This window comes from Kaistella sp., assembly GCF_049588135.1.
Lineage (GTDB): Bacteria > Bacteroidota > Bacteroidia > Flavobacteriales > Weeksellaceae > Kaistella.
Map to the genome: position 1 here is coordinate 1 of NZ_JBAVFG010000125.1, position 22,161 is coordinate 22,161.

The following is a 22,161-nucleotide window of genomic DNA, read 5'->3' on the forward strand; positions in this document are numbered from 1 at the left end:
CATTAATTCCGATAGTTATCGGGATCAATAAAATTGATGTAAGCCATCCGCTTAATTTGATTCTACAAATCTTAATAAATAATAAGTAATATTTTTCTTAATCGCTTAATTTTCTTAATGTTAAAATTATTAAGAAAAATTATTTTTCAAAAATTTTCAGTTCAAAATCCTCCTGAAATTCACCATAAGTGAAATAGGAAATCCAATCGCCGAGGTTGATGTATTTTGCTTGATTTTCATTAATATTTAAATCCAAAACCATCGGTAAGTGACGATGACCATAAATAAAATAATCTATTTTTTCGGTTTTCAGTTTTTCTTTGGAATAAATGATGAGAAATTCTTTGTCTTCGCCGAGAAAAGCTTTGTCTTCTTCACCGGAAATCATTTTATTTTTGGTGGAAGCATAAATTGCTATTTTCATTGCAATATCGGGATGCAACCATTTAAAAAACCATTGTGCTATGGGATTGGTAAAGAGTTTTTTCATTCTTTTATAACCTTTATCACCAGGCCCTAAACCATCGCCGTGAGCGAGTAGAAAATTCTTTCCGTTGATTTCGAAATACTGTTTTTCAAAATATACTTTACAACCGATTTCTTCTTCGAAATAATTCTTCATCCACAAATCGTGGTTTCCTACGAACATAAAAAGTTCAATCCCGGAATCTTTCAATTCTGCTAATTTCCCGAGAACACGAACGTAACCTTTAGGAATCACGTGATTCCACTCGTGCCAAAAGTCAAATAAATCGCCCATCAGAAATAAAACCTGTGCATCAGATTTTATCTCATCCAACCAACGAATAAATTTCTCTTCTCGAATCTTGCTTTCCTTTGGAGTTGGTGCACCAAAATGTTGATCGGAAGCGAAATATATTTTTTTATTTTGTTGTAAAGTGATTTTCATTTTTTTATTTAAACACAAAAAATTTCAAATTTTTCAAATTGTCCCATTAATTTTCTTCTGCAAACCATTCTCCGTAAGAGTTTTCGGTTTCGTGAAGTTTCAAGTAGGCTAATTGAACGTGATTTGGAAGTTGAGTTTTAATTTTTTCGGCAATGTCGTAGAGCATATTTTCGCAAGTCGGTTGGTATTGGCAATAAATCACTTTATGACCTTTTTGCTCTAAATCTTCGCCCAATTCTTTGTGTGGTGAAATCCCGTTCAACATTACTGCATGATCCCAAACATCAAGAATTTCTGATTTTACGATATTTTTGATATCTCCAAAATCTACAACCATTCCGTTTTTCGGATGTTCTAAATCATTGATGGGATTTCCTTTTACGGTAACAAAAAGTTTGTAGGAATGCCCGTGCATATTTTTGCATTTTCCGTCATAATTATAAAGAACGTGGGCGGTTTCGAAAGTGAAAATTTTGGTGATGCGTATCATTTTGCAAAGATAAAGAAAGTTTAATATTTTTAGAGTTATTACGTAAATGCATTTTTCACGCAAAAGACGCAAAGGTTTCACTTAGATAAAGGTTCTCAAAGATTTACAACTATTACTAATTACATCTATTTAAATTTAATATAATTTTTATTTTTTACACATTCGATTTTGAAACTGACTTATCTAATAATGTTTAAAATAAGTTTAAACATTCTATATTAACATTCAAAACCATTAAGACTCATTAAGCGATTAAGACTTACTTAAGAATCAACAAATTGATTTTCAGCGTATTTATAAATAAATTGCGCAACGAAAATCAATTACCTTACTTCTGGCGCCACTTTTTCACCAAATAATTCGATCGATTTCATCATCACTTCATTTTCAGGATCACCAACATCCATGTGACCAATAAATCTGGTGATTCCGAAAATTTCTTTCATGTAAGCGATTTTATCTGCCACTTCATTTACATTTCCAATAAATAAAGCACCTTCTTTCGCTCTTCCGCCTTCATACTGCATTTTGGTATAAGGCGACCAACCTCTCGTTGCGCCAATTCGATCCATTTGAGATTTATAGTTTTCGAAATATCCATCAATCACATTTTGATCCTCACTCACGAAAGTGTGGGAATGAATCGCGATTTGCATTTCAGATTCTGGGTGACCGGCTGCGAGATATTCCTGTTTGTAAAATTCGATTAAATTTTTAAACTGAATCGGCATTCCGCCAATAATCGCGACAACTAAAGGCATTCCCAATTTTGCGGCACTTAAAACAGATTGTGGCGTTCCACCAACGGCTCTCCAAATTGGAATTTTTCCGTTATTTTTAGCTCTTGGATAAACGGTTTGGTTTTCCATTGGAGCGCGCAATTTTCCTTTCCAGGAAACGTTTTCCTCTGAATTTATTTTTAGCAATAAATCTAATTTTTCATCGAAAAGCTGTTCGTAATCATTCAGCGAATATCCGTACAAAGGAAACGATTCGATGAAACTTCCGCGACCGACAAATATCTCGGCTCTTCCGTTTGAAATTAAATCTAAAGTGGCGAAATCTTCATACACTTTCACCGGTTCAGATGAACTTAAAACCGTTACGCCACTTGCTAATTTAATATTTTTCGTGATGCTCGCAGCAGCTGCCAAAACCATTTCGGGCGACGAAACCGCATAATCTGGACGGTGATGTTCCCCCATTGCGAAAACATCAATTCCAACCTCATCCATTAATTTTATTTGTCCTAAAATTTCACGGATTTTAATTCCTGCGTCTTTATATTTTCTTGTTTTTTGGTCGAAAGCTAAATCGCCAAACATTCCTATTCCTAATTCCATATTTTTAAGATTTTAGATTTACAAATTTACTGGAAAACGTAACGAAAAAACGTTGATGAATGATAAGAACGGATCATTGAATTGAGGTTCTATTTTTTAATTACTTTTGCAATGGGCGAAATTGTCTTTAAAAACTTTTAACATCATTCATGGAAAAACTCATCGACACTTTAAAATCTGGCGGAACAATCCTTTATCCTACCGATACGATTTGGGGAATTGGTTGTGATGCAACGAATGTTGAAGCCATCAACAAAATTTTCGAAATCAAAAAACGGGAGAAAAACAAATCGATGATTATCTTGGTAGAATCTGCGAAACGTTTGGAGGATTTAGTGGAGGTTCCCGAAATGGCTTGGGAAATCATGGATTTATCGGAAAAACCGGTGACTTTAATTTATGACCATCCGAAAGGGTTGCCGAAAGAAATATTGGCAGAAGACGGAAGCATTGGAATTCGTTTGGTGGATGATTTATTCTTAAAAAAGATCATCACGAAATTGAATAAGCCTTTGGTTTCTACTTCCGCAAATTTTAGCGGAGAAAAATCACCGATGAAATTCTCGGATATTTCACAAGAAATCATTAATTCTGTGGATGCAGTTGCAGAAGAGAACCACAATAAAGTCTCAGAATATTCGGGTTCTTCTGTGATTAGAATTTGGAATGATGGAAGAGTGAAAGTGATTCGGGAATAAATTCCACTATCTTTTAAACACAAAAAAAACCGGAAATTACTTTCCGGTTTTTGTTATTTTATTTCTTCAAATATTCATCAAAATAATCAGTCACTTTCTGCATTAAATGAACCCGGTCTTTCCCCTGAACATTGTGTTCGTGGCCAGGATAAACGAAATAATCCAGCTGAACGCCATTGTCCACCGCAGCTTTCAAAAACTTAATGGAATGTTGCCAAAGCACCACGTTATCTTGCGCACCGTGAATCATTAAGAGTTTCCCTTTTAAATTCTGAACTTTATCTAAAAGATTGGCTTGCTTGTAACCTTCAGGATTATCTTGTGGCGAATCCATATATCTTTCGGTGTACATAATTTCATATAAAGTCCAATCGATCACCGGCCCACCAGCAACTCCAACTTTAAATAAGTCTGGATGCTTCAACATGAAACTCGTGGTCATAAATCCACCATAACTCCAACCATGAATTCCCAATCGATCGGCATCCACATAAGGTAACGATTTCAAATAAGCAACTCCTTGTAATTGATCTTTCATTTCGGTTTCGCCCACATTTCTAAAAATCGCCTGCTCGAATTTCAATCCACGATTAGAAGAACCTCGCCCATCCATTGTGAAAACGATGTATCCTTTTTGCGCCATAAACTCGTACCAAAGATTTCCAGATGCTGGGAAAGAATCCGTTACCAGCTGAGCATGCGGACCATTATACAAATACACAATTACCGGATATTTTTTGTTCGCATCGAAATCGGTCGGCAAAATTATTTTTCCGTAAAGTGGAGTTCCATCGTCAGCTTTCAGCGTTAGATTCTTGATTTCTGGTCTTTGGTAATTTTTCAAAGTATTTTCTGAAGTCAAAATATTTTTAACTTTCGCTGTATTCGTATTAATTAAATTAATGCTTCTCGGCGTTGTGGCATTGCTATACGAATCGTAAAGTTGCGTTCCGTCTTTGCTTAAAATTCCCGAATGCATTCCTGCTCCTTCATCTAATCTTTGGGTTTTAAAATTCGTATAATCTAATTTATAAAGATGCCTTTCTAAAGGAGATTCTTGGGTAGAAACATAAAAAATTTCTTTCCTTTTTTCATTAAAACCGAGAATATCAGTTACCAGCCAATCGCCTTTGGTCAGTTGTGCCACCAAACCTTTTTCTGTATTATAATGGAAAAGATGGTTGAACCCCGTTCGTTGACTTTGCCAAATAAAATCGGTAGTAGAATTCGGGAAAAACAATAATTGCTGTTGTGGTTCCACATATTTATCCGATTTTTCCTCGAACATTTTCTTCATAAATTCTCCGGAAGAAGCGCTATACTGATTCATTTTTAAATCATTTTGATCACGATTTAAAACGCCTATAAAAACCGATTTCGAATCTGGGTTCCAAGTAATTGCGGTGAGATATTGTTCAGGATCACCTTCAATATTCAGGAAAGTTGTTTTGTTGGTTTTAACATCATAAACTCCTAAAGTCACATGATGAGAAGGCGTTCCCGCCATTGGATATTTGATGTTTTTGTTCACCGCCGGCGTTACACTCCAATCAATAATCGGATAATCTGGAATCATCGTTTGATCCATTCTATAAAACGCAATTTTGGAATTATCTGGCGAGATGAAAATCCCATTGCTAATTCCAAATTCTCTTTGGTGAACGGCTTGTCCGTTTATAATATCTTTATTTTCATCATTGGTAATCGCAACCACTTTCCCGTTTCTGTTGAGGAATAAATTATTTTTAATGGTATAAACAAAACCTTGATTATCGCTGAACATCTGCGTGTTTTCTGCGTCTTTATCTAAAGTCATCCATTCTTTTACTTTCCATTCTTTTCCGGTATTTTCAATCCAATAATATTGTGAGTTTTGGGCAAAATATCCTTTGCTTTTATTGATGAAAGTAATTCTTGGGAACATTTTCAGCTTATTTTCCGAAGAAATGTTTTTATTGAGTTGATAAAGAGAAACCAAAGTATCTTGTTTCAAAGTCGGGACTTCTGTTACTAAATAAGCATTTTTGGTGCTTTGATAAAAAGCTTTACCATCGTCGCTCCAAGAAAACTGTGAAATATTTTTAACGGCAAGATTGCTTCTAAGTCCATTTACAGATTCTGCAATGCTAAATTTTTGCTGTTGCGCTAAGAAAAAACTTCCTGCAAAGAGGAATAAATGTGCATATTTTGAAAATTTCATTTCTTAAATTTAAGTGGCTAAAAATAAGAAATAAAACCGACATTGTTAAGAAAATGTTAATTTAAAAATTAATACCCATTCGCATCGTCTGAATTCCGTACACATTAGAAGATGCAATCGTAAAATTATATTTTTTCTTTTCGTAAGATAAAGAATTTTCGGTTTTTTTTATCATTGCATTTTTTGCAACATTTTTCCCGAGTAGATAACCCAAAAGAATAGCGATTGGGTAATCTGAAGTCCAATGCACTTTGCTCTGAACCATTTCTACGCTCATTAAACCCATCAAGGCAAAACCAAACGGTTTGATCCATATTTTTTCGGGATAATTTTCAGACAAAATAACCCAAGCTGCGATTCCGGTGGTTAAATGTCCGGAAGACATTGCGTCATATTTTGAAGTCGTTTTTTGATAGGCTGAAAATGAAGGCATGAAAGTCCAATAACTATGATCTCTACCTTATGCCATTGTTTCGAAAGGACTTTCTCTTCCGGTAATTCTTTTTAAAGGTTGCGAAAAAAGTCCCGCCAGTAAAACACCTTGTACCAATTGCATTGAAGTGCTTTGAGCACGGTAATCATTTTTAATCAACCCATAAGTAGCTAAACCGGCCCCAATTAGAAGAAAAGTAGTTCCGTTTCCCATAAAGTAAAAAAAAGAACCAGCATCTCCCGGAATTATTTGCAAAGGACCTAAATGATGATAGGTGTGATTTTCACTAAACCCAATATTTTCGCCAAATTTTCTGCTCGTTCTAATCAATATAGGATCTACCGGAATCAATGCAGCAGTAGCACCTAGAGCAGCCAAGGAATACAGATAGGTCTCTTTATCCACCACATTTTTGGCAACGCCGACAAAATTTTTAGGAATTTCTGAATAAATATTAGAAATTCTGGGTTTGCTATAAATTAAAGTGATATTGTCGAACACTTTATATTCCTGAGTTTTCTTGTCGACAATAGAATCCTGTAATTGAGAAAATATCAATGTGGAAGAAAATAGACTTAAAAAGAGGAATTTTTTCATGCTAATAAATATTCCCAGCAAAAGGATCGGTTTCAGATTGCGGTTTATTCCATTTATATTGATGAGTCCAATAGGCAACTTTCATTGACAAAATCCCCAAACCTGCTCCAAAAAGCACATCCGAAATATAATGCTTATTATTCGCCATTCGCATCACTCCAACGCCTGTAGCAACGCTGTAGGAAGCATATGGAACCCACTTATAGTTTTCGCCGTATTCCATGGCTAGAATGGTTGCGCCAGCAAAAGCATCCGCAGTATGACCTGAAGGAAATGAATAAGCACTTCGGTCGGGGCGTTTTTCATTTAATGTTATTTTCAGAGTATAGACCAAAGCGAGAGTAAGAAGTTCACCTTTAATGGCAATTGCTGTTCTATTTTTCCAGTCGGTTCGCGGTGTCATCCCTAACCATTCAAAACCGTAGAGTGCTACAAAAGGGGCATACTGAGCATAATCATCGATATGATATTTAAAGTCTGGATAATGGGAATTCCGATAATCTTTAATTTGATTTTTAATACTTTTGCTACCGTTACCGTCGAGTGCGGCGCCAGCAATCATTAATCCCACTGGCACATAAAGTTTCTTATATTTATAATCATACCGTTTATTTTCAATATTTAAAGAATCTTTGTTTTGAGAGAAACTCAAAACAAACATATTGAATACGATGAATAAAGAAATCCACTTTTTCATATAGCCTTAATTTTTGAAACAAATTTATGAAAAAGAATACATCTTGCGTTAAAGTATCTTAAAATTCAATTAAAAATATTTTTAATGAATAAATTTACATAACAGAAAAATTGAATTGACTGCAAAATCGTTTTCTTAACTTACATCAATGTGAACATTCTTTCAACGAAGTATCTTTGCACTATCAAAATTTAATATTAACCAAATAAATAAAATATTATGTCAACAAAGTGGAATTTAGATCCAACACACAGCGAAATTACTTTTAAAGTAAGACACATGATGATCTCTAATGTTAAAGGAAACTTTAATGATTTTACAGTAACTTTAGAAACCGAAGATGATACGTTCAAAAACGCACAGGTAAAAGCAACCATCCAAACAGGTTCTGTGAATACCAACAATACAGACAGAGATACTCATTTAAAAAGTGCAGAGTTTTTTAATGCTGAAACAAATCCTGAAATTATTTTCGAAAGCGATTCTTTAAATAATGATATTACTGGAAATCTTACAATTAATGGCGTTACAAAACCCGTTAAATTAGAGGTAGATTTTGGCGGAATCAATGTAGATCCGTGGGGAAACACCAAAGCAGGTTTCTCATTTGAAGGAAAAATTAAAAGAAGTGATTTCGGTTTAAACTGGAATGCTGCCCTAGAAACTGGTGGCGTAATGGTTTCAGATGATGTGAAAATTGCAGGCGAATTGCAGTTTGTAAAAGCATAAATAAAAATTTCATAGTTTAGTTTTTCAAAGTTCACTCTGATTTTATTATCGGGTGAACTTTGTTTTTTTAAATAAAAATTCAAAAATGAATATCAACGATTTATCCAACATTTCCGACGGTTTCAAAAGCACCGAAAAAATGCCGGTTCTATTTTTAGGACATGGCTCGCCGATGAACGCCATTGAAGAAAACGAGTTTGTGCAAGGTTTCCGAAATATTTCTAAAGAAATCCCGAAACCGAACGCCATTCTTTGTATTTCGGCACATTGGTTTACGAACGGAACTTTCGTTACTGCGATGGAAATGCCGAGAACCATTCACGATTTTTATGGTTTCCCGAAAGAACTCTTCGATGTCAATTATCCTGCGCCGGGAAATCCAGAATTGGCAGCCGAAACCAAAGAACTTTTGCTCCCGAATCTGGTGGAAGAAGATCACAATTGGGGGCTCGATCACGGTGCATGGAGCGTGATTAAACATTTGTATCCAAATGCAGATATTCCGGTGATTCAATTGAGTATTGATTATACGAAACCAGCACAATATCATTTCGATTTGGCGAAAAAACTTTCGAAATTACGAGAAAAAGGGATTTTAATTATCGGCAGCGGAAACATCGTCCATAATTTACGAATGGTAGATTACCGAAATATCGATACCGTTGGTTTCGGTTATGATTGGGCAATTGAAGCCCGCGAAAAAACCAATAACTGGATTGTCGATGGTAATTTCCAGAACTTAATTGATTACGAAAAACAAGGAACATTCTTGCAAACCGCAGTTCCAACTCCCGATCATTATTTGCCTTTGATTTATTCTTTAGGCTTAAAGGAAAAGTCGGAAAATCTTTCGTTGTTCAACGACGAACTTATTGGCGGAAGTTTGAGTATGACGAGTTTGAAAATCGGTTAAAAATAAAAAAGATTCAGAAATTATCCTGAATCTTTTTTTATGAAATTTAGAAAAAACAGCAAAAATTCATATCGTAAGATTTGGTAATTTTCGTTGAGTATTGATTAAGAAAGACATCGCTTTTAATCATCATTTGGGGATGGGGAAAAGGAAATTTCTTTTTTCAGTAAACGAGCATGAGTTCAAGAGGCGAAAACATTTAGAAACTGCGTTCGAATAAGAGTTTGAGAAAAATAAAAAAAAGAGGCCGTTTTCACTAGATATGAAAAAGCCTCTTTCTAAATATAATTGAAAAAGAAAATTATAAAAATTTATTTCACTAAAACTTTTTGGGATTTCACTCCTTTATCAGTCTGTACGTTTACAATATAAACACCTGTTTTTAATTCAAAATTAATGTCTGATTTTGTATTTGCAGATTTTACAAGTCCGCCATTGGTATTGTAAATATTTACTTTGGTATCGCCTGAAACCTTAGATATATATACCTTACTGCCTTCTGAGAAAATAGCGGTAGAAATTTTGCTTGCTGCCGTTTCCGAAGTAGCTAAAGCTATCGTATTAGAATCCAATGTCGTTACAACAGAAGCTCCAGTAACCTCGATTTTATAAAAATTGATTGCCGCATCAGTATAGATGTAGAAAGTTCCGGCTGACGGGATATTAGCAGTAAGAATTGCAGTATCTGCTGGCGTTGCAGAAGGGCTGGTTGCAGCGGAACCATAAAGCGTGTTGTCTCCGTTGGTAATATATGCCGTTCTTACAGCACCACCACTTCCACTTTTATACCATGCTTTTACTGTACAAGCGCCGCTTACCTGAATAAAGAAATAACGCTGCGTAGGTTTATAAGTGCCCGCTGTAGCAGCACCACCGCCATTGTTTTGGAAACGGTTTCCTGTTGCCACATATCCGTCAGAAAAACTAACTTGGGACGAATTTGTAATTGCTCCAAAATTAGTGTTAGTTGCAATTGGAAACATTCCCAATCCTAATTTTACAACCTGTGAGTTACCAATTCCTGCACTTAGCGGCCAGTTAGTCGCATCATTACTGAAGTCCCATGATGTTGTTTGTGCTTTTGCAGAGAATGCCAACAGTAAACTTGCGAATGCGAAAAGTAATGTTTTTTTCATAATAAATGATTTTTAAATTGTTGATTATTGGTTAGTTAAATTTAATACAATCGATTACACAAATATAATAACATTTTTTTTAATTCAATAAAAATTTAAAGATAATTTTCCATTTATCGGTAAATATGAAAGCTTTAAGCGCTGTCATCATTTCACACAATAAGGCTGTAATTGTTTATAAAAAACAGAAGCAGCGACTTCTACTGATGCCGCTGCTTCTAAAGGTTTATTTCCTAGTGAAATTATTTTACAACCACTTTTTGAGATTTTGTTCCCTGATCGGACTTTGTGTTTACAATATAAACACCTGGTTTTAAATCAAATATAATATCCGATTTGGTATTGAATGTATTGACCAAAGCTCCATTCATCGTATATACCAAAATATTGGTATTTCCTTTCAAATTGGTAACATGAACTTGGTTGCCGTTGGCAAATACATTGGCCGAATATTGGGTAACAGTAGCTGTTGCTAACGTCCCAGATGTTACCGTGATTTTAGAAATATTACATGCGCTGTCGCCATACACATAAAGCCTTTCGGTACCAGACGTTGTTTTCTTCGCAGTAAAAATAACCCCCGTTCCTGCGGTATCAGTTGTAGCTTCTCCTAAAACATTCGTACCATCTGTAACAAATACTGTTCTGGCAGCACTGTTGCTTCCTGATCTAAACCAAACCGTTACGGTAGCGGTACCACTTACATCAAAATATAAATACCGCTGGTTAGGCATGGTCACAAATCCCGGACTAGATGGATAACCCGAACCGTTTAATTGAAGACGGTTTGCACTCATATAACTGTCGGAGTAAGTATATGAGGTTGCGGTTATTGCTCCAAAATTCACAATAGTTCCGTCCGATTTACTGAAAAGACCTAATTGATCTATTGTTTTATCCGCTACGTTGGTACCTGCGTTTAAAGGCCAATTCGTAGTATCATTCCCAAAATCCCAAACTTTAGGTAGGGTAATTTGTGCTTTCACTGTAAGTGTAGAAGCCATTGCGCACATCAGCGCAAAAAGTAATGTTTTTTTCATGATCATTTTTTTTAATTTGTTGATACTGTTTTAATTATTATTGTAATCGATTACACAAATGTAGGGATTTTTTTTAATTCTCCTGTTTTTTTTTGAAAGCTTTTAGTAGAAATTGTATCATCTATTCATAAGGATTTAACTACAATATAAAAAGTGCAACCAAAAGATTTGATTGCACTGAATTAATAATGATAAAAGCCAATTTTAGCTTTTAATGAATCTTACGGAATATTTCTTACCAGAAATTTCAACGGTTCCAAAATAAACACCAGAGGATAGTTTTTCAGTATTGATGCTGATTTTCTTACTTCCATTGCTCTGTAAGGTCAAGTGAATCGCCTTCTTACCATCAACCGAATAGATTTCAATTTGGGCAAGTCCAGATTTGCTTTCTGGTAATTCGATATTTAAAACATCCTTTACAGGAACAGGATAAACCTTAATGTTTTGTGATTTTTCAATATTTGCAACTCCCATGAAACTACAAACTCCCGGCGTAATTGTTCCATTTGTCGCAACCTGTAAAGTAGCACCTGCTCCACATCCTAGATCAGGTATATAAGTTTGAACATCTGTAACTGGCATCGCTGTATAAGCATAAGTTGGAGCAGGTACTGTACCGATATTTAATGCGGGATTTACGGGAGCTCCATTGTAGATGCTGTTTGCGTAATTGATTGCAATGGTGCCGCCGTCTGTAGAAACATAACTCTTAAAAACATTGGAGACTTTGGCAAAATTTGTATTCTCCACATAAACCGTAGAATTGTTGATGCCTCCACCCAAACCAATTGCAAGCGCTCCGGGAACGGAAGTGTAATAGTAATTATTCAATAAATGAAGTTCTGCGTTTCTTGCACGAGGCATTCTTTCTTTGCAACCTTCCGCCCAATAATTGCTTTGAAAAGTGATGCTGTAATGTCCGTCTGCAGGCGCATCAGTTGCACTTGAACCCACAAGATTTGAAAATCGGTGGTCTGCAGTTCCTCCAGATCCTCCAGGAATTGGTGCTTTCAAATAAGTGAATTTGCACCAAGAAACGGTTACTTTATCGGTAAGACCTACATTGTCGAAATTGCTGTCTTGCCCATCCTGAAACTCGCAATGATCTACCCAAACGTTGGTTGCTCCTTTGTTTGTCAAATTATCCGGACCATCTACGTCATACGCACCTGGACCAACGAAAATGAGATTTCGAACGATAATGTTATTTGAACCAGTTTTAAAATTCAAAATTCCTGCGCCGGTTTGATTTTCATTGACCAACTTTGCTCCGGAAAGTCCAATTAATGATTTGTTAGAAACCACCGCACTGATTATTCCATCTTTAGGAAACGTGATTATTCCTGAAACCAAGATTACTTTCGCACCTGCTGAAGTAAGTTGTGTTTTCAAGGTTGCGTAATCTGTAACGGTAATTGGTGTTGCACTTCCGCCGCCGGTTGTTGCTGCACCGTAACCTTCTGGTGAAGCTTGATAGTAATTTTGGCTGTATCCTAAAACACTCATTAAGAAAGCCTGAATAACGTAAAAATATCTTTTCATTTTAGTTATTTTAAAGTTTAATTTTTTTTATGAGACCCTTTTTTAGCGAAGAATAGATATAGTAAAAAGAAAATTTTGTTTTCGAGAAAACTTCAATTTTCTGGTAATTCATCTTTAACAATGATAAAATATTTCTTAAAAAAGTTTAAATATTATTATAATAAAAAAAACTTGTCAGCATTTAAAAAATAAGTTTTAAAAGTGACAAGTTTTAAATGGGTCATTAAATTATAAATCTAGTATCCGTAATCGTTTGTAAGCATATTATTGCTCCCTTCAATAAATACTTGCCAGATTGGCCAAAACTGTTTGGTATCTGGGTTGTTTCTATAAAGAGAAGCGATTTTGGAATCTGAAAGCGAAGTCCAGTCAACTGCAGTCCAACCAGCACCCGGATCTGTGTTTTCTCCGCGGTTCAGTCCATAGATAATCAGCGTCTCATTATCTGCTGCATATTTATAATACAGGACGGAAGGCACATCTGCATATCGGTCGGTACGGTTTTTCAGTTCTGTAAGTCTGGCTTTTGCGTCTGCCATTTTAGTTCCAAGAAGATTCCATCTGATCAAAGCAAGTTTACGTTCCATTTCACCGGTAAACTCGTATTCCTGTTCAGCCACAATAGCATTGAACATACTTTGTTTTGAAGTTAATGCGTTCACATAATTTTCTACTTTTTCCGGTCTGTCTGCTGCCGCGAAAGCTCTATTTCTAAGTTGTTTCAAATAAACTGCAGCAGATGCAGGACCTTCCAGTTCGTTTGCTGTTTCTGCAGCCATGAGTAAAATTTCTGCGTAACGCATGTAGATTTTGTTCACCCCGTCGTCATTGGTAGAAGTTACCAATCTGCTCATCCATTCGAAACGGTATTTCCCAAAGTACCATCTGTTAAATGCACCCACTTCTTGTTTCGCTTTTCCGCTCACTGCATTTCCCCATTTGTAAGGAACACAGGTAACATCACGTCTGCTATCTTTTACATCGAAATCATAGAAAACATTTGGTAATGGTCCTCCTTGTCCACCAATGTTGCTACCCATTTGCTGGTATTGATCGTTGGTGGCATGGTTTACTGCAAATGTAAACAGAACACGTCCTCTCCCTGCATCAAAAGGTATTTCCCAAAGTGATTCTCCTCCCGCTGCAAGCACTTCTTGATTGTATTTTTTCCACAAACCTATAAAAGTAGGTTCTAGTTTTGCAGATCCACTGTTGATGACATCTCTACATTCTTGTAAAGCAATAGGATATAATTTGGCAACTGATAATTCAGGGTCTGTACTTCTTCTGATTCCATCAGGATATTGCGAATATCCTGAAGCAGCTAAAGCAACTCTTGCTCTTAAACCTTTTACAAATGCTTTATTAATTCTTTCTACTGATGTAGTTGCTGCGTTCCCATTTGGCCATGGCACAAGCGTAGCTGCTTCTTCAAGATCCATCAAAAGTTGTTTATAAATAACATCTCTGCTAGATTTTGCCATATATACTGTTTCAGTAGTAATAGGCTCAAACCTTGCAGGAACATCACCCCATCCTTTAACCAAATCAGAATAATAAATCGCTCTTAAAGCTAAAGCTTCGCCCAAAAGATATCCTAAATCTGAACCAGGAACAGGATTCCCGTAGGTTCTCAATCCACGAATACAAAGATTAGCTCTTTCGATACCTGTGTACATCATCGCCCAAACATTCTTTGGATCGTTCATCTGGCTATTATTCTTTTTGGTATCATATACGCATAAATCGGCTTTGTCATTAGATGTCGATTCAGATGCATTAAACCATTCGGTATCGGTGTTCATTCCATAAAACGGAATCCATCTTCCTCTGTAAGAATTGGTTTCAGCCATGGGAATTTTAATACCATCAACAGCTCCTTTAGCAAGATCAACGTTGGAGAAGATAACCGATTCTGATAAAGCTGACGGAGAACCTACCGTAACCATATCATCTCCTATTTGTTTGCACGAAAGTACCGTCAAGGATAAAAACAGGATTGAAAGTTTTATTGTTATTTTCATTATTTTAAAATTTATAGTATGATCAATTATTTATTTTGGGTTATTTAGAAATTAAGATTAACTCCAAAAACCACTTGGCGGCTTCTAGGGAAACCTGAATAATCTACACCTGGAGTCATCGGAGTTTGTCTTCTGGTATTAACTTCCGGATCCTGACCTGAGTAGTTTGTGATCACGAAAACATTGTAAGCTGAGGCATAAAGTCTAATTTTGGTAAGACTGATGCTTCTAACAAAACTTTCTGGAAGTGAATATCCTAAAGTAAGGGTGTTCAGTCTTAGGAACGACCCATCTTCTACTGCCCAATCGCTGAATACATATCGCGGCATATAAGGTGACCACATGGTAGTTCCAGCATTGAGTGCTTCTAAAGCGGCAGGATCAGTCACGAGATTTCCAGAAGCATCCATATTCGTCCAGCGAATCCCATCAGCCATTCCTGTATTTAAATTTCGGAACTGTCCTGCTGGTGAAGACTGTGGTGAAGTACTGAATTCTATTTTATTGGCATTATAAACATCATTTCCGACACTCCAGTTAAATGCTGCAGAAAGGTCAAAATTCTTAACCGTTGCATTCAGGGTAAAACCGCCGGTATGTTTAGGATTTGCATTTCCAATAATGGTACGGTCAGCAGCATCTACGATACCATCACCACTGATATCTTTTAATTTCATAGATCCTGGTTTTACGGTACCTACAATTGCTGAAGCATTTGTAATCCCAGCTTTTAAGGTGTAAACTCCATTGTTATAATTGAAATCAGACACTTCATATCGTCCGTCACTCAAGTATCCATACATGATTCCAAGTGGCAACCCTAAATTCACCAAAAAGTCGGTTCCAATAGCAGAAGCCACGTTTGAAGACTGAGCCCAGCCATCTTCTAAACCATGTCCCAGTGAATTGATATTATTTTTATTAAATGAAATATTGAATCCCATACTCAAAGAGTAATCTGCTTTTTTAATAGCATCAATATTAATGGTGGTTTCAATTCCTTTGTTTTGAGTTTCGCCCATATTTCTCCATTGTGCATCATAACCTGTACCCGGGGTTGGGAAAGGAATCAAAAGATCTTTGGTAATATTTTTATAGATTTCTACAGACCCATTAATTCTACCTCCGAACAATTCATAATCTAAACCGACGTTCTGTGTAGTAGTAGTTTCCCATATCAAATCCGGATTGGCCATAATTTTTGAGGCAGCCCAATAAGTACTGACACCATTGATCCATGAATTGGGTGTAGACTGATAAAGCTGAACGGTTTGTCCTGTCGGGATTCCGTTGTTACCAGCCTGTCCGTAGCTGGCTCTAAGTTTCAACAATTTAATCCAGTTCACATCATTTAAGAAGTTTTCCTGGCTTATTTTCCAACCCACTGCTAGCGAAGGGAAGTAACCCCATTTATTATCTCCTAAAAATTTACTAGAACCATCTGCTCTTACAGTTGCTGTTAACAGATATTTGTTAAAAAGGTCATAATTTAAACGACTAAAGAATGAAAACATTCTATCATCTGGCGCATAAACGTTTTCAAGAGTCTGGTGTTTTGACTCTGAAGTTAAATGTACCACATCATCAAATGAGAAATATTTAGGAAATCCGTAATTAACAGAGGTCACTGTATTTGAGCTGAGATTGTTATATTCTTGTCCTATCATTAGTTTCAAAGAATGATTGTCTCCTAGAATTTTCTTGAAATCATAGGTTAAGGTATTGGCAACACGGAAGCTCTGGTTTTCGGTATTTACAAAATTTAGCGCTGGAACTCCTTGGAAAATTGCCGGTGCATTATTTTTCACAAAATAAGTTGATCTACCATAATAACGGAAATCCTGATATCTGGAAAAATCCATTCCTAGATTAGACTGAAATTTCAAATTTTTAATTGGACTCCAACCTAATCCTCCCTGAATGGTGTAGTTTTTTTTGTTCTGTTTACGGTCGTTATCAGCGACAGCAACATAAGGGTTTACCAAATAACCTGCTACAGCTTCATCGGTATCATCGGTAGTAAGTGCCGGAATATCTATTGGCGAATAACCTACACTATGACGAAGTCTTCCGTCGGTATTGGAGAATTCTTTTTGCTCATTGGCTCCACTTCCAAAAATATCGGTATTAGAATATCGCATTGTTACCGATATATCTACATTATTGGTCGGTTTATTTTTAAGGTTCATTGTAAAATTATCCCTTTTATAACCAGAACCAATCATAATCCCATCATCATTATATCTTGCGAAGTTAACGCTGTAACTGGTTTTATCATTACCTCCTCTTAACGATATATCATTACTGTGAGTAACTCCCGTGTTGCCATAGATCCTTCTCTGCCAATCCATAGGCTCATAAGATTTATATTGATCAATCTGACTAAAAGGAAGGAAATACTTGTCATAAGTGGTTGCAACATTTCCCAAGAGCAATGCATTCTCATACTGCCATTTCGCATAGTCATAAGGCGACAAAACATCAATTTCTTTGGCAAGCGATTTATACCCAGTAAAGGAATTAAATGCACCTGTTATTTTTCCACTTTTAGCCCCTTTTGTTGTAATCAAAACAACACCGTAAGCTCCTCTGGAACCATATATGGCGGTAGAAGATGCGTCTTTCAACACCGTAATGCTTTCAATATCCGATGGCGAAACTTCACTCATTCCCTTTACCGGGAAACCATCAACAATAATCAGCGGTGAGCTGTCCTGGGTGATAGAACCACCACCACGAACTTTCAGGCTGATTTCTGCATCAGGAGATCCTTCAGAAGTGGTTACCTGTACACCCGCAATTTTTCCGGTCAAGGCTTCAGCGATATTGGATACCGGTACTTGTCTCAGTGCATCTCCGCTCACCGTTGCTACGGAGCCCGTTACGTCACTTTTTTTTGCAGAACCATATCCAATCATCACTACTTCCTCAATGTCTTTTGTACGGGCTGCAGTATCTTTAACAGGTTTTTTTTGGGCATATAACCCTTGCGCACCAAGTAGAGCACATACCGCAACAGTATATTTAATTCTTGGCATTAGTAAACTTTTGTATTTCATAATTTACATTAATTTGATGATGGTATAACGATTTTTTTATTATTGATATAAGTGTTGATGATTTTCAGATGATCAACATTTTTTATCATGAAATTTTCTTGTACTTTATCTATTTTTACATTTTTGAATGTAATATTTTCAATTTTAGAATTCTCCAAACCTTCAGCAAAAATCGCATATTTTCCGCCGTTTTTTACGATGACATCTTCCAGAAGAATATTTCTGATTTGCGGGATTGCATCTCCTTTGCGGTTAGAGTAATCTTTATAATCCATCGTAATATGCAGCACCGCTTCCTTTACTTCTCCCACGGTAATTTTTTTAACATATAATCCATCTACCGTTCCGCCGCGAACCGAATTTGTTTTCAAACGGATAGCTCTATCGAGTTGCGGACTATCCATGAAACAATTATACACGAAAACATTTTTCACTCCCGCAGACATTTCACTTCCGATCACCACACCGCCATGACCATCGATCATTTTGCAATCTCTTACAATAATGTTTTCACTCATAATACCAACTCTTCTTCCTTCCGCATCTCTTCCCGCTTTTATGGCAATACAGTCGTCTCCGGTATTAAAAATTGAGTTTTTAATTAAAACATTTTGCGAATATTCAGGATCACACCCGTCGTTATTTGGACCGTGGCTTTTAATATTTACTCCATCTACAATTACGTTTTTTGATTTCATGGGATGAATAATCCAAAACGGGGCATTGATAATATTAATATCTTTAATCAAAACATTTTCACATTCAAACGGTTCAATAAAACTTGGTCTCAGATAATGACCATCTCCGAAAATCCTTTTTTCTACCGGAACATTTTGATCAGCCATTTCCATTAAAGCAGGAAGGTTATTGGTTTCATTCTGATTGGGATCACCTTTGCTATATCCATAAGTAGTGCTTCCTTTCCAAGTCCACCAATTCGTATTACTCCCCTGTCCATTCAATGTTCCTTTCCCAGTAATGGCAATATTTTTTTTATTTTTCGCGTAGATAAGAGGGGAATAATTCATAAGTTCTAACCCTTCAAAAGAGGTATGAACCAATGGATAATAATCTTGGGTATTGGTACTGAATAAGAGTTCAGCTCCTTCTTCTATATGTAAATTCACATTATTTTCTAAATGGATTGGTCCCGTTAAATATTTTCCAGCAGGAACCACTACTTTTCCACCTCCGTTTTTTGAACAGGTGATGATGGCTTTTTTAATGCTTTCGGTAGCCATTGTTTTGCCATCCGCAATCGCTCCGAAATCAAGAATATTATAATTCACATTTTTAAAAACCGGTTCTTTAATCGATTTTTCAATCGCCAACATTCTCTCCATTGGGAAATTTTCCCCATTTTTGTTGTCGATAGCGTTTTTAGCAATACAAGAATGGGCAAAAGAGATGAGCACAAATGTCATGATAAATACCTTACAGTATTGTATCAGCCGAAAGTTTGAGTTAGAAAAAATCTTCATAATTTTAAATGTAATCGATTACAAATATAAACAAATTGTGTAACCATGCAAATTTTTTTTATGAAACTTTTGTTAAGTATAAGGCTTCTATAATAATTACTTTTTTTTCTTTTTAGTAGTCATTAAAAAGCTAAATTTGCGTTATCTAATTAATTTTATTCTAAAAAAACTCTGAAAACACAAAAACAATTATGGTGAAAAAAGTTACTATTTATGATATTGCGAAAGTATTAAATGTGACTGCAGCAACAGTTTCCAGAGCGTTGAACAATAATAAAAACATCAGCGAGTCCACAAAAAAACTCGTATTGGAAACTGCGGAAAAAATGAACTATGAACCCAATAAACTTGCCCTTGCATTAAAGAGCGGAAAGAGCAATAATATTGGCGTAATCGTTCCCCGAATCAATACCAACTTTTTCGGCTCTGTTATTCGTGGGATTGAAGACGAGCTCAACCCTAGCGGATACCACATCATTATCTGTCAAAGTCATAATGATGAGACCAAAGAGATCAATAACATCGAATCACTCATCAACTCTCAGGTGGATGCCATCTTCTTATCCACTTCCAGTAAGAGTTCTAAGCAATTTGAAAAGATTTTAAAAAAGAATATTCCGCTCATTTTCTTTGATAGAAAGAAAACGATGGATGGCGTAAGTTCGGTAACCATTGATGATTTTGCAGGCGGATATATGGCGACAAAACACCTGATAGACCAAGGTTGCAGAAAAATTGCTCATCTTGCTTCAGGTGATTTTGAAATTGAAATATTTCGCGATCGACATGAAGGATATAAGCAAGCCCTTCAAGATAATGGAATCGATTACAGAGAAGATTACGTTTTGCATACCAACAGTAAAATTGAGGAAGGCAAAACCGCTGTAGCGCAGTTATTCGAACTCGAAGACAAACCCGATGCGATCTTTTCTTCCAGTGATTTTGTGGCCTTAGGAGCAATACAGGAGTTAAAAGCACGGAATATTAAAATCCCGGAAGAAGTAGCTGTGATTGGATTTGCAAATGAACCTTTTACCAATTTTGAGGAATTATCAATTAGCACCATCGATCAATTTCCGGTTGAGATGGGCAAAATGACCGCGAAAGTATTTCTAGAACAAATGGACGCAAGCCAGAACATTAAAATCGATAAAAAAGTAGTGATGGAACCCAAACTCATTATTCGGAAATCATCTAAAAAATAAACAATAAAAAGGGGAATAAAATTTATTCCCCTTCTTTTTTTATAATGAAACTCCCCTTTTCCAAGGAATGAAAACGTCTTGTTTCAGCTGATCTGCTTTTGTTTCTACGTTTCCGCTTGCCAACTCAATAATATAATCTACGATTTCTTCGCCAACTTCACGGATGGTTTTTTCACCCGTAATTACTGTTCCTGCATTAACATCGATGATGTCTGACATTCTTTTAACAACCGCGCTGTTCGACGAAATTTTAACCACTGGTGCAATTGGATTTCCCATTGGATTTCCTAAGCCGGTCGTAAAGAGAACAACGGTTGCTCCTGCGCCAACTAATCCAGTTGTACATTCGGCATCGTTTCCTGGAGTGTTCAATAAATTTAAACCGGGTTTCGAAATATATTCACCGTAATCAAGAACATCTACAACAGGAGAAGTTCCTCCTTTTTTTGCAGCTCCGGCAGATTTCATGGCATCTGTGATTAAACCGTCTTTAATATTTCCGGGCGAAGGATTCATATCGAAACCAGAACCTGCATCTACCACGGATTTCTCAAAGGCTTTCATCAAAGATAAAAACTTATCTGCATCTTCCTCTTCTACACAACGATCCATTAATTCTTGTTCTACCCCACACAACTCGGGGAATTCTGCCAAGATGGTTTTCCCACCCAATGCCGCAAAAATATCAGAAACTACGCCTAATGCAGGATTTGCAGAGATTCCTGAAAAACCGTCGGATCCGCCACATTCCAGACCAATACTCAGTTTGGAAAGTGGTGCAGGTTGTCTTTGAATTTGGTTGGCTCTTTTGATGGCTTCAAAGGAATCTTTGATGACCATCTGAAACATTTTATCGGTCGTTCCGATTTGTTGTTGCTCGAAGATCAAAATTTCTTTATCATTATTTGGACTCATTTCCTTTAATGCTTTATTGAAAATATCAATCTGCAAGTTTTGGCAACCTAAACTTAATATGGTAGCTCCCGCAACATTCGGGTTGTTCACATATCCTGCGAGTAATTTTGCCAAAAGTTCAGAATCCTGACGAATACCGCCACAACCACCTTGATGATTAATGAATTTTACTTCAATATTATCCAAAAGATTGGTTTCTGGAGTTTTTTCTGCTATTTCTTCTACGCTTTTTTCTTCAATTAAAGATCGTAGGAAATTTTTATAAGAAACCTCTTTTTTAGGCAATAATTCGTTCTCGAAAATTTCTTTCAGCTTCTCGATGTTTTTGTTCTCACAGAAAACCAAAGGAAAAAAGAGCCATACATTTTTGGTTCCAACCTGACCATCTTTTCGATGATAGCCCATGAAAGTCTTGTCTTTCCATTTATCAATATTGGGTGCTGTCCAGCCTAAAGTCGTTTTCTTGCCAAATACTTTTTCACTTTCATGCTTTACATTTTCGGTCGTCAAAACTTAACCTTTCTTGATGTCGAGATAAGCTTTTCCCACTAGAACGCCATACATAATGATGCTGTCTCCTTTTGAAAAATCTTTTTCGGCAATTTTATGTTTTGCTTGTACGGGCGTTACCGTAACGATTTCTTCGTTTTCAAAAGTAAGTTTCTCTCCAGCTTCAATATCCATCAATGCAACGATTACGTTATCATTGGAATTAACCTTCATTATTTTTTTTTGCATGTCTGAAA

Annotated in this window: 17 protein-coding genes and 1 pseudogene; 4 read left to right on the forward strand and 14 right to left on the reverse strand. The window is 36.2% G+C overall.

Annotated features, from left to right (window positions below; translation table 11 throughout):
- Window positions 1-139: 139 nt before the first annotated feature.
- The 3 genes from WBY99_RS07125 to WBY99_RS07135 all read right to left on the reverse strand — a co-directional run bounded on the left by WBY99_RS07125 (window position 140) and on the right by WBY99_RS07135 (window position 2,743).
- Window positions 140-910: a UDP-2,3-diacylglucosamine diphosphatase gene (locus WBY99_RS07125; protein ID WP_423975640.1), complete on the reverse strand. Its 771-nt coding sequence runs from the start codon at window positions 908-910 to the stop codon at window positions 140-142.
- A 46-nt stretch (window positions 911-956) separates the two neighbouring features.
- Window positions 957-1,400: a 6-pyruvoyl trahydropterin synthase family protein gene (locus WBY99_RS07130; RefSeq protein WP_423975641.1), complete on the reverse strand. Its 444-nt coding sequence runs from the start codon at window positions 1,398-1,400 to the stop codon at window positions 957-959.
- Window positions 1,401-1,723: 323 nt separating this feature from the next.
- On the reverse strand, window positions 1,724-2,743 hold the full coding sequence (locus WBY99_RS07135; protein WP_423975642.1) for an LLM class flavin-dependent oxidoreductase: 1,020 nt from the start codon (window positions 2,741-2,743) through the stop codon (window positions 1,724-1,726).
- Between the two features lie 149 nt (window positions 2,744-2,892).
- Between WBY99_RS07135 and WBY99_RS07140 the strand changes: the two genes are divergently transcribed.
- Complete coding sequence (locus tag WBY99_RS07140) at window positions 2,893-3,441, forward strand: L-threonylcarbamoyladenylate synthase (RefSeq protein ID WP_423975643.1); 549 nt, start codon at window positions 2,893-2,895, stop codon at window positions 3,439-3,441.
- Window positions 3,442-3,499: 58 nt separating this feature from the next.
- Here the strand turns inward: WBY99_RS07140 and WBY99_RS07145 are convergent, their stop codons facing one another.
- The 4 genes from WBY99_RS07145 to WBY99_RS07160 all read right to left on the reverse strand — a co-directional run bounded on the left by WBY99_RS07145 (window position 3,500) and on the right by WBY99_RS07160 (window position 7,368).
- Window positions 3,500-5,641 carry a DPP IV N-terminal domain-containing protein gene (locus WBY99_RS07145; protein ID WP_423975644.1) on the reverse strand — a complete coding sequence of 714 codons (2,142 nt, stop codon included), beginning with the start codon at window positions 5,639-5,641 and terminating at the stop codon, window positions 3,500-3,502.
- 61 nt (window positions 5,642-5,702) lie between these two features.
- Window positions 5,703-6,074: a phosphatase PAP2 family protein gene (locus WBY99_RS07150; RefSeq protein ID WP_423975645.1), complete on the reverse strand. Its 372-nt coding sequence runs from the start codon at window positions 6,072-6,074 to the stop codon at window positions 5,703-5,705.
- Between the two features lie 27 nt (window positions 6,075-6,101).
- The gene (locus WBY99_RS07155; protein ID WP_423975646.1) at window positions 6,102-6,671 is read right to left on the reverse strand and encodes a hypothetical protein; all 570 of its coding nucleotides are present in this window, start codon (window positions 6,669-6,671) and stop codon (window positions 6,102-6,104) included.
- A 1-nt stretch (window position 6,672) separates the two neighbouring features.
- Window positions 6,673-7,368: a phosphatase PAP2 family protein gene (locus tag WBY99_RS07160; RefSeq protein ID WP_423975647.1), complete on the reverse strand. Its 696-nt coding sequence runs from the start codon at window positions 7,366-7,368 to the stop codon at window positions 6,673-6,675.
- A 219-nt stretch (window positions 7,369-7,587) separates the two neighbouring features.
- Here WBY99_RS07160 and WBY99_RS07165 point away from each other — a divergent pair, with 219 nt between their 5' ends.
- Together WBY99_RS07165 and ygiD are read left to right on the forward strand one after the other, a co-directional pair.
- The gene (locus WBY99_RS07165; RefSeq protein ID WP_423975648.1) at window positions 7,588-8,097 is read left to right on the forward strand and encodes a YceI family protein; all 510 of its coding nucleotides are present in this window, start codon (window positions 7,588-7,590) and stop codon (window positions 8,095-8,097) included.
- A gap of 85 nt (window positions 8,098-8,182) precedes the next feature.
- Complete coding sequence (gene ygiD / locus WBY99_RS07170; protein WP_423975649.1) at window positions 8,183-9,010, forward strand: 4,5-DOPA dioxygenase extradiol; 828 nt, start codon at window positions 8,183-8,185, stop codon at window positions 9,008-9,010.
- A 311-nt stretch (window positions 9,011-9,321) separates the two neighbouring features.
- Here the strand turns inward: ygiD and WBY99_RS07175 are convergent, their stop codons facing one another.
- The 6 genes from WBY99_RS07175 to WBY99_RS07200 all read right to left on the reverse strand — a co-directional run bounded on the left by WBY99_RS07175 (window position 9,322) and on the right by WBY99_RS07200 (window position 19,238).
- Window positions 9,322-10,146, reverse strand: a complete 825-nt coding sequence (locus tag WBY99_RS07175; RefSeq protein ID WP_423975650.1) for a T9SS type A sorting domain-containing protein — start codon at window positions 10,144-10,146, stop codon at window positions 9,322-9,324.
- Between the two features lie 242 nt (window positions 10,147-10,388).
- Complete coding sequence (locus WBY99_RS07180) at window positions 10,389-11,186, reverse strand: T9SS type A sorting domain-containing protein (protein ID WP_423975651.1); 798 nt, start codon at window positions 11,184-11,186, stop codon at window positions 10,389-10,391.
- A 204-nt stretch (window positions 11,187-11,390) separates the two neighbouring features.
- Window positions 11,391-12,731: a T9SS type A sorting domain-containing protein gene (locus tag WBY99_RS07185; protein ID WP_423975652.1), complete on the reverse strand. Its 1,341-nt coding sequence runs from the start codon at window positions 12,729-12,731 to the stop codon at window positions 11,391-11,393.
- A 236-nt stretch (window positions 12,732-12,967) separates the two neighbouring features.
- Window positions 12,968-14,755 carry a RagB/SusD family nutrient uptake outer membrane protein gene (locus WBY99_RS07190; protein ID WP_423975653.1) on the reverse strand — a complete coding sequence of 596 codons (1,788 nt, stop codon included), beginning with the start codon at window positions 14,753-14,755 and terminating at the stop codon, window positions 12,968-12,970.
- 44 nt (window positions 14,756-14,799) lie between these two features.
- A complete protein-coding gene (locus WBY99_RS07195; protein ID WP_423975654.1) occupies window positions 14,800-17,793 on the reverse strand; it encodes a SusC/RagA family TonB-linked outer membrane protein in 2,994 nt (997 codons plus the stop codon).
- A gap of 29 nt (window positions 17,794-17,822) precedes the next feature.
- Window positions 17,823-19,238, reverse strand: a complete 1,416-nt coding sequence (locus tag WBY99_RS07200; RefSeq protein WP_423975655.1) for a glycoside hydrolase family 28 protein — start codon at window positions 19,236-19,238, stop codon at window positions 17,823-17,825.
- Window positions 19,239-19,486: 248 nt separating this feature from the next.
- Between WBY99_RS07200 and WBY99_RS07205 the strand changes: the two genes are divergently transcribed.
- Entirely contained in the window at window positions 19,487-20,500 is a 1,014-nt protein-coding gene (locus WBY99_RS07205; protein WP_423975656.1) for a LacI family DNA-binding transcriptional regulator, read from the forward strand.
- 39 nt (window positions 20,501-20,539) lie between these two features.
- Here WBY99_RS07205 and WBY99_RS07210 read toward each other — a convergent pair.
- Window positions 20,540-22,153: pseudogene (locus WBY99_RS07210) on the reverse strand (UxaA family hydrolase).
- Between the last annotated feature and the right edge of the window lie 8 nt (window positions 22,154-22,161).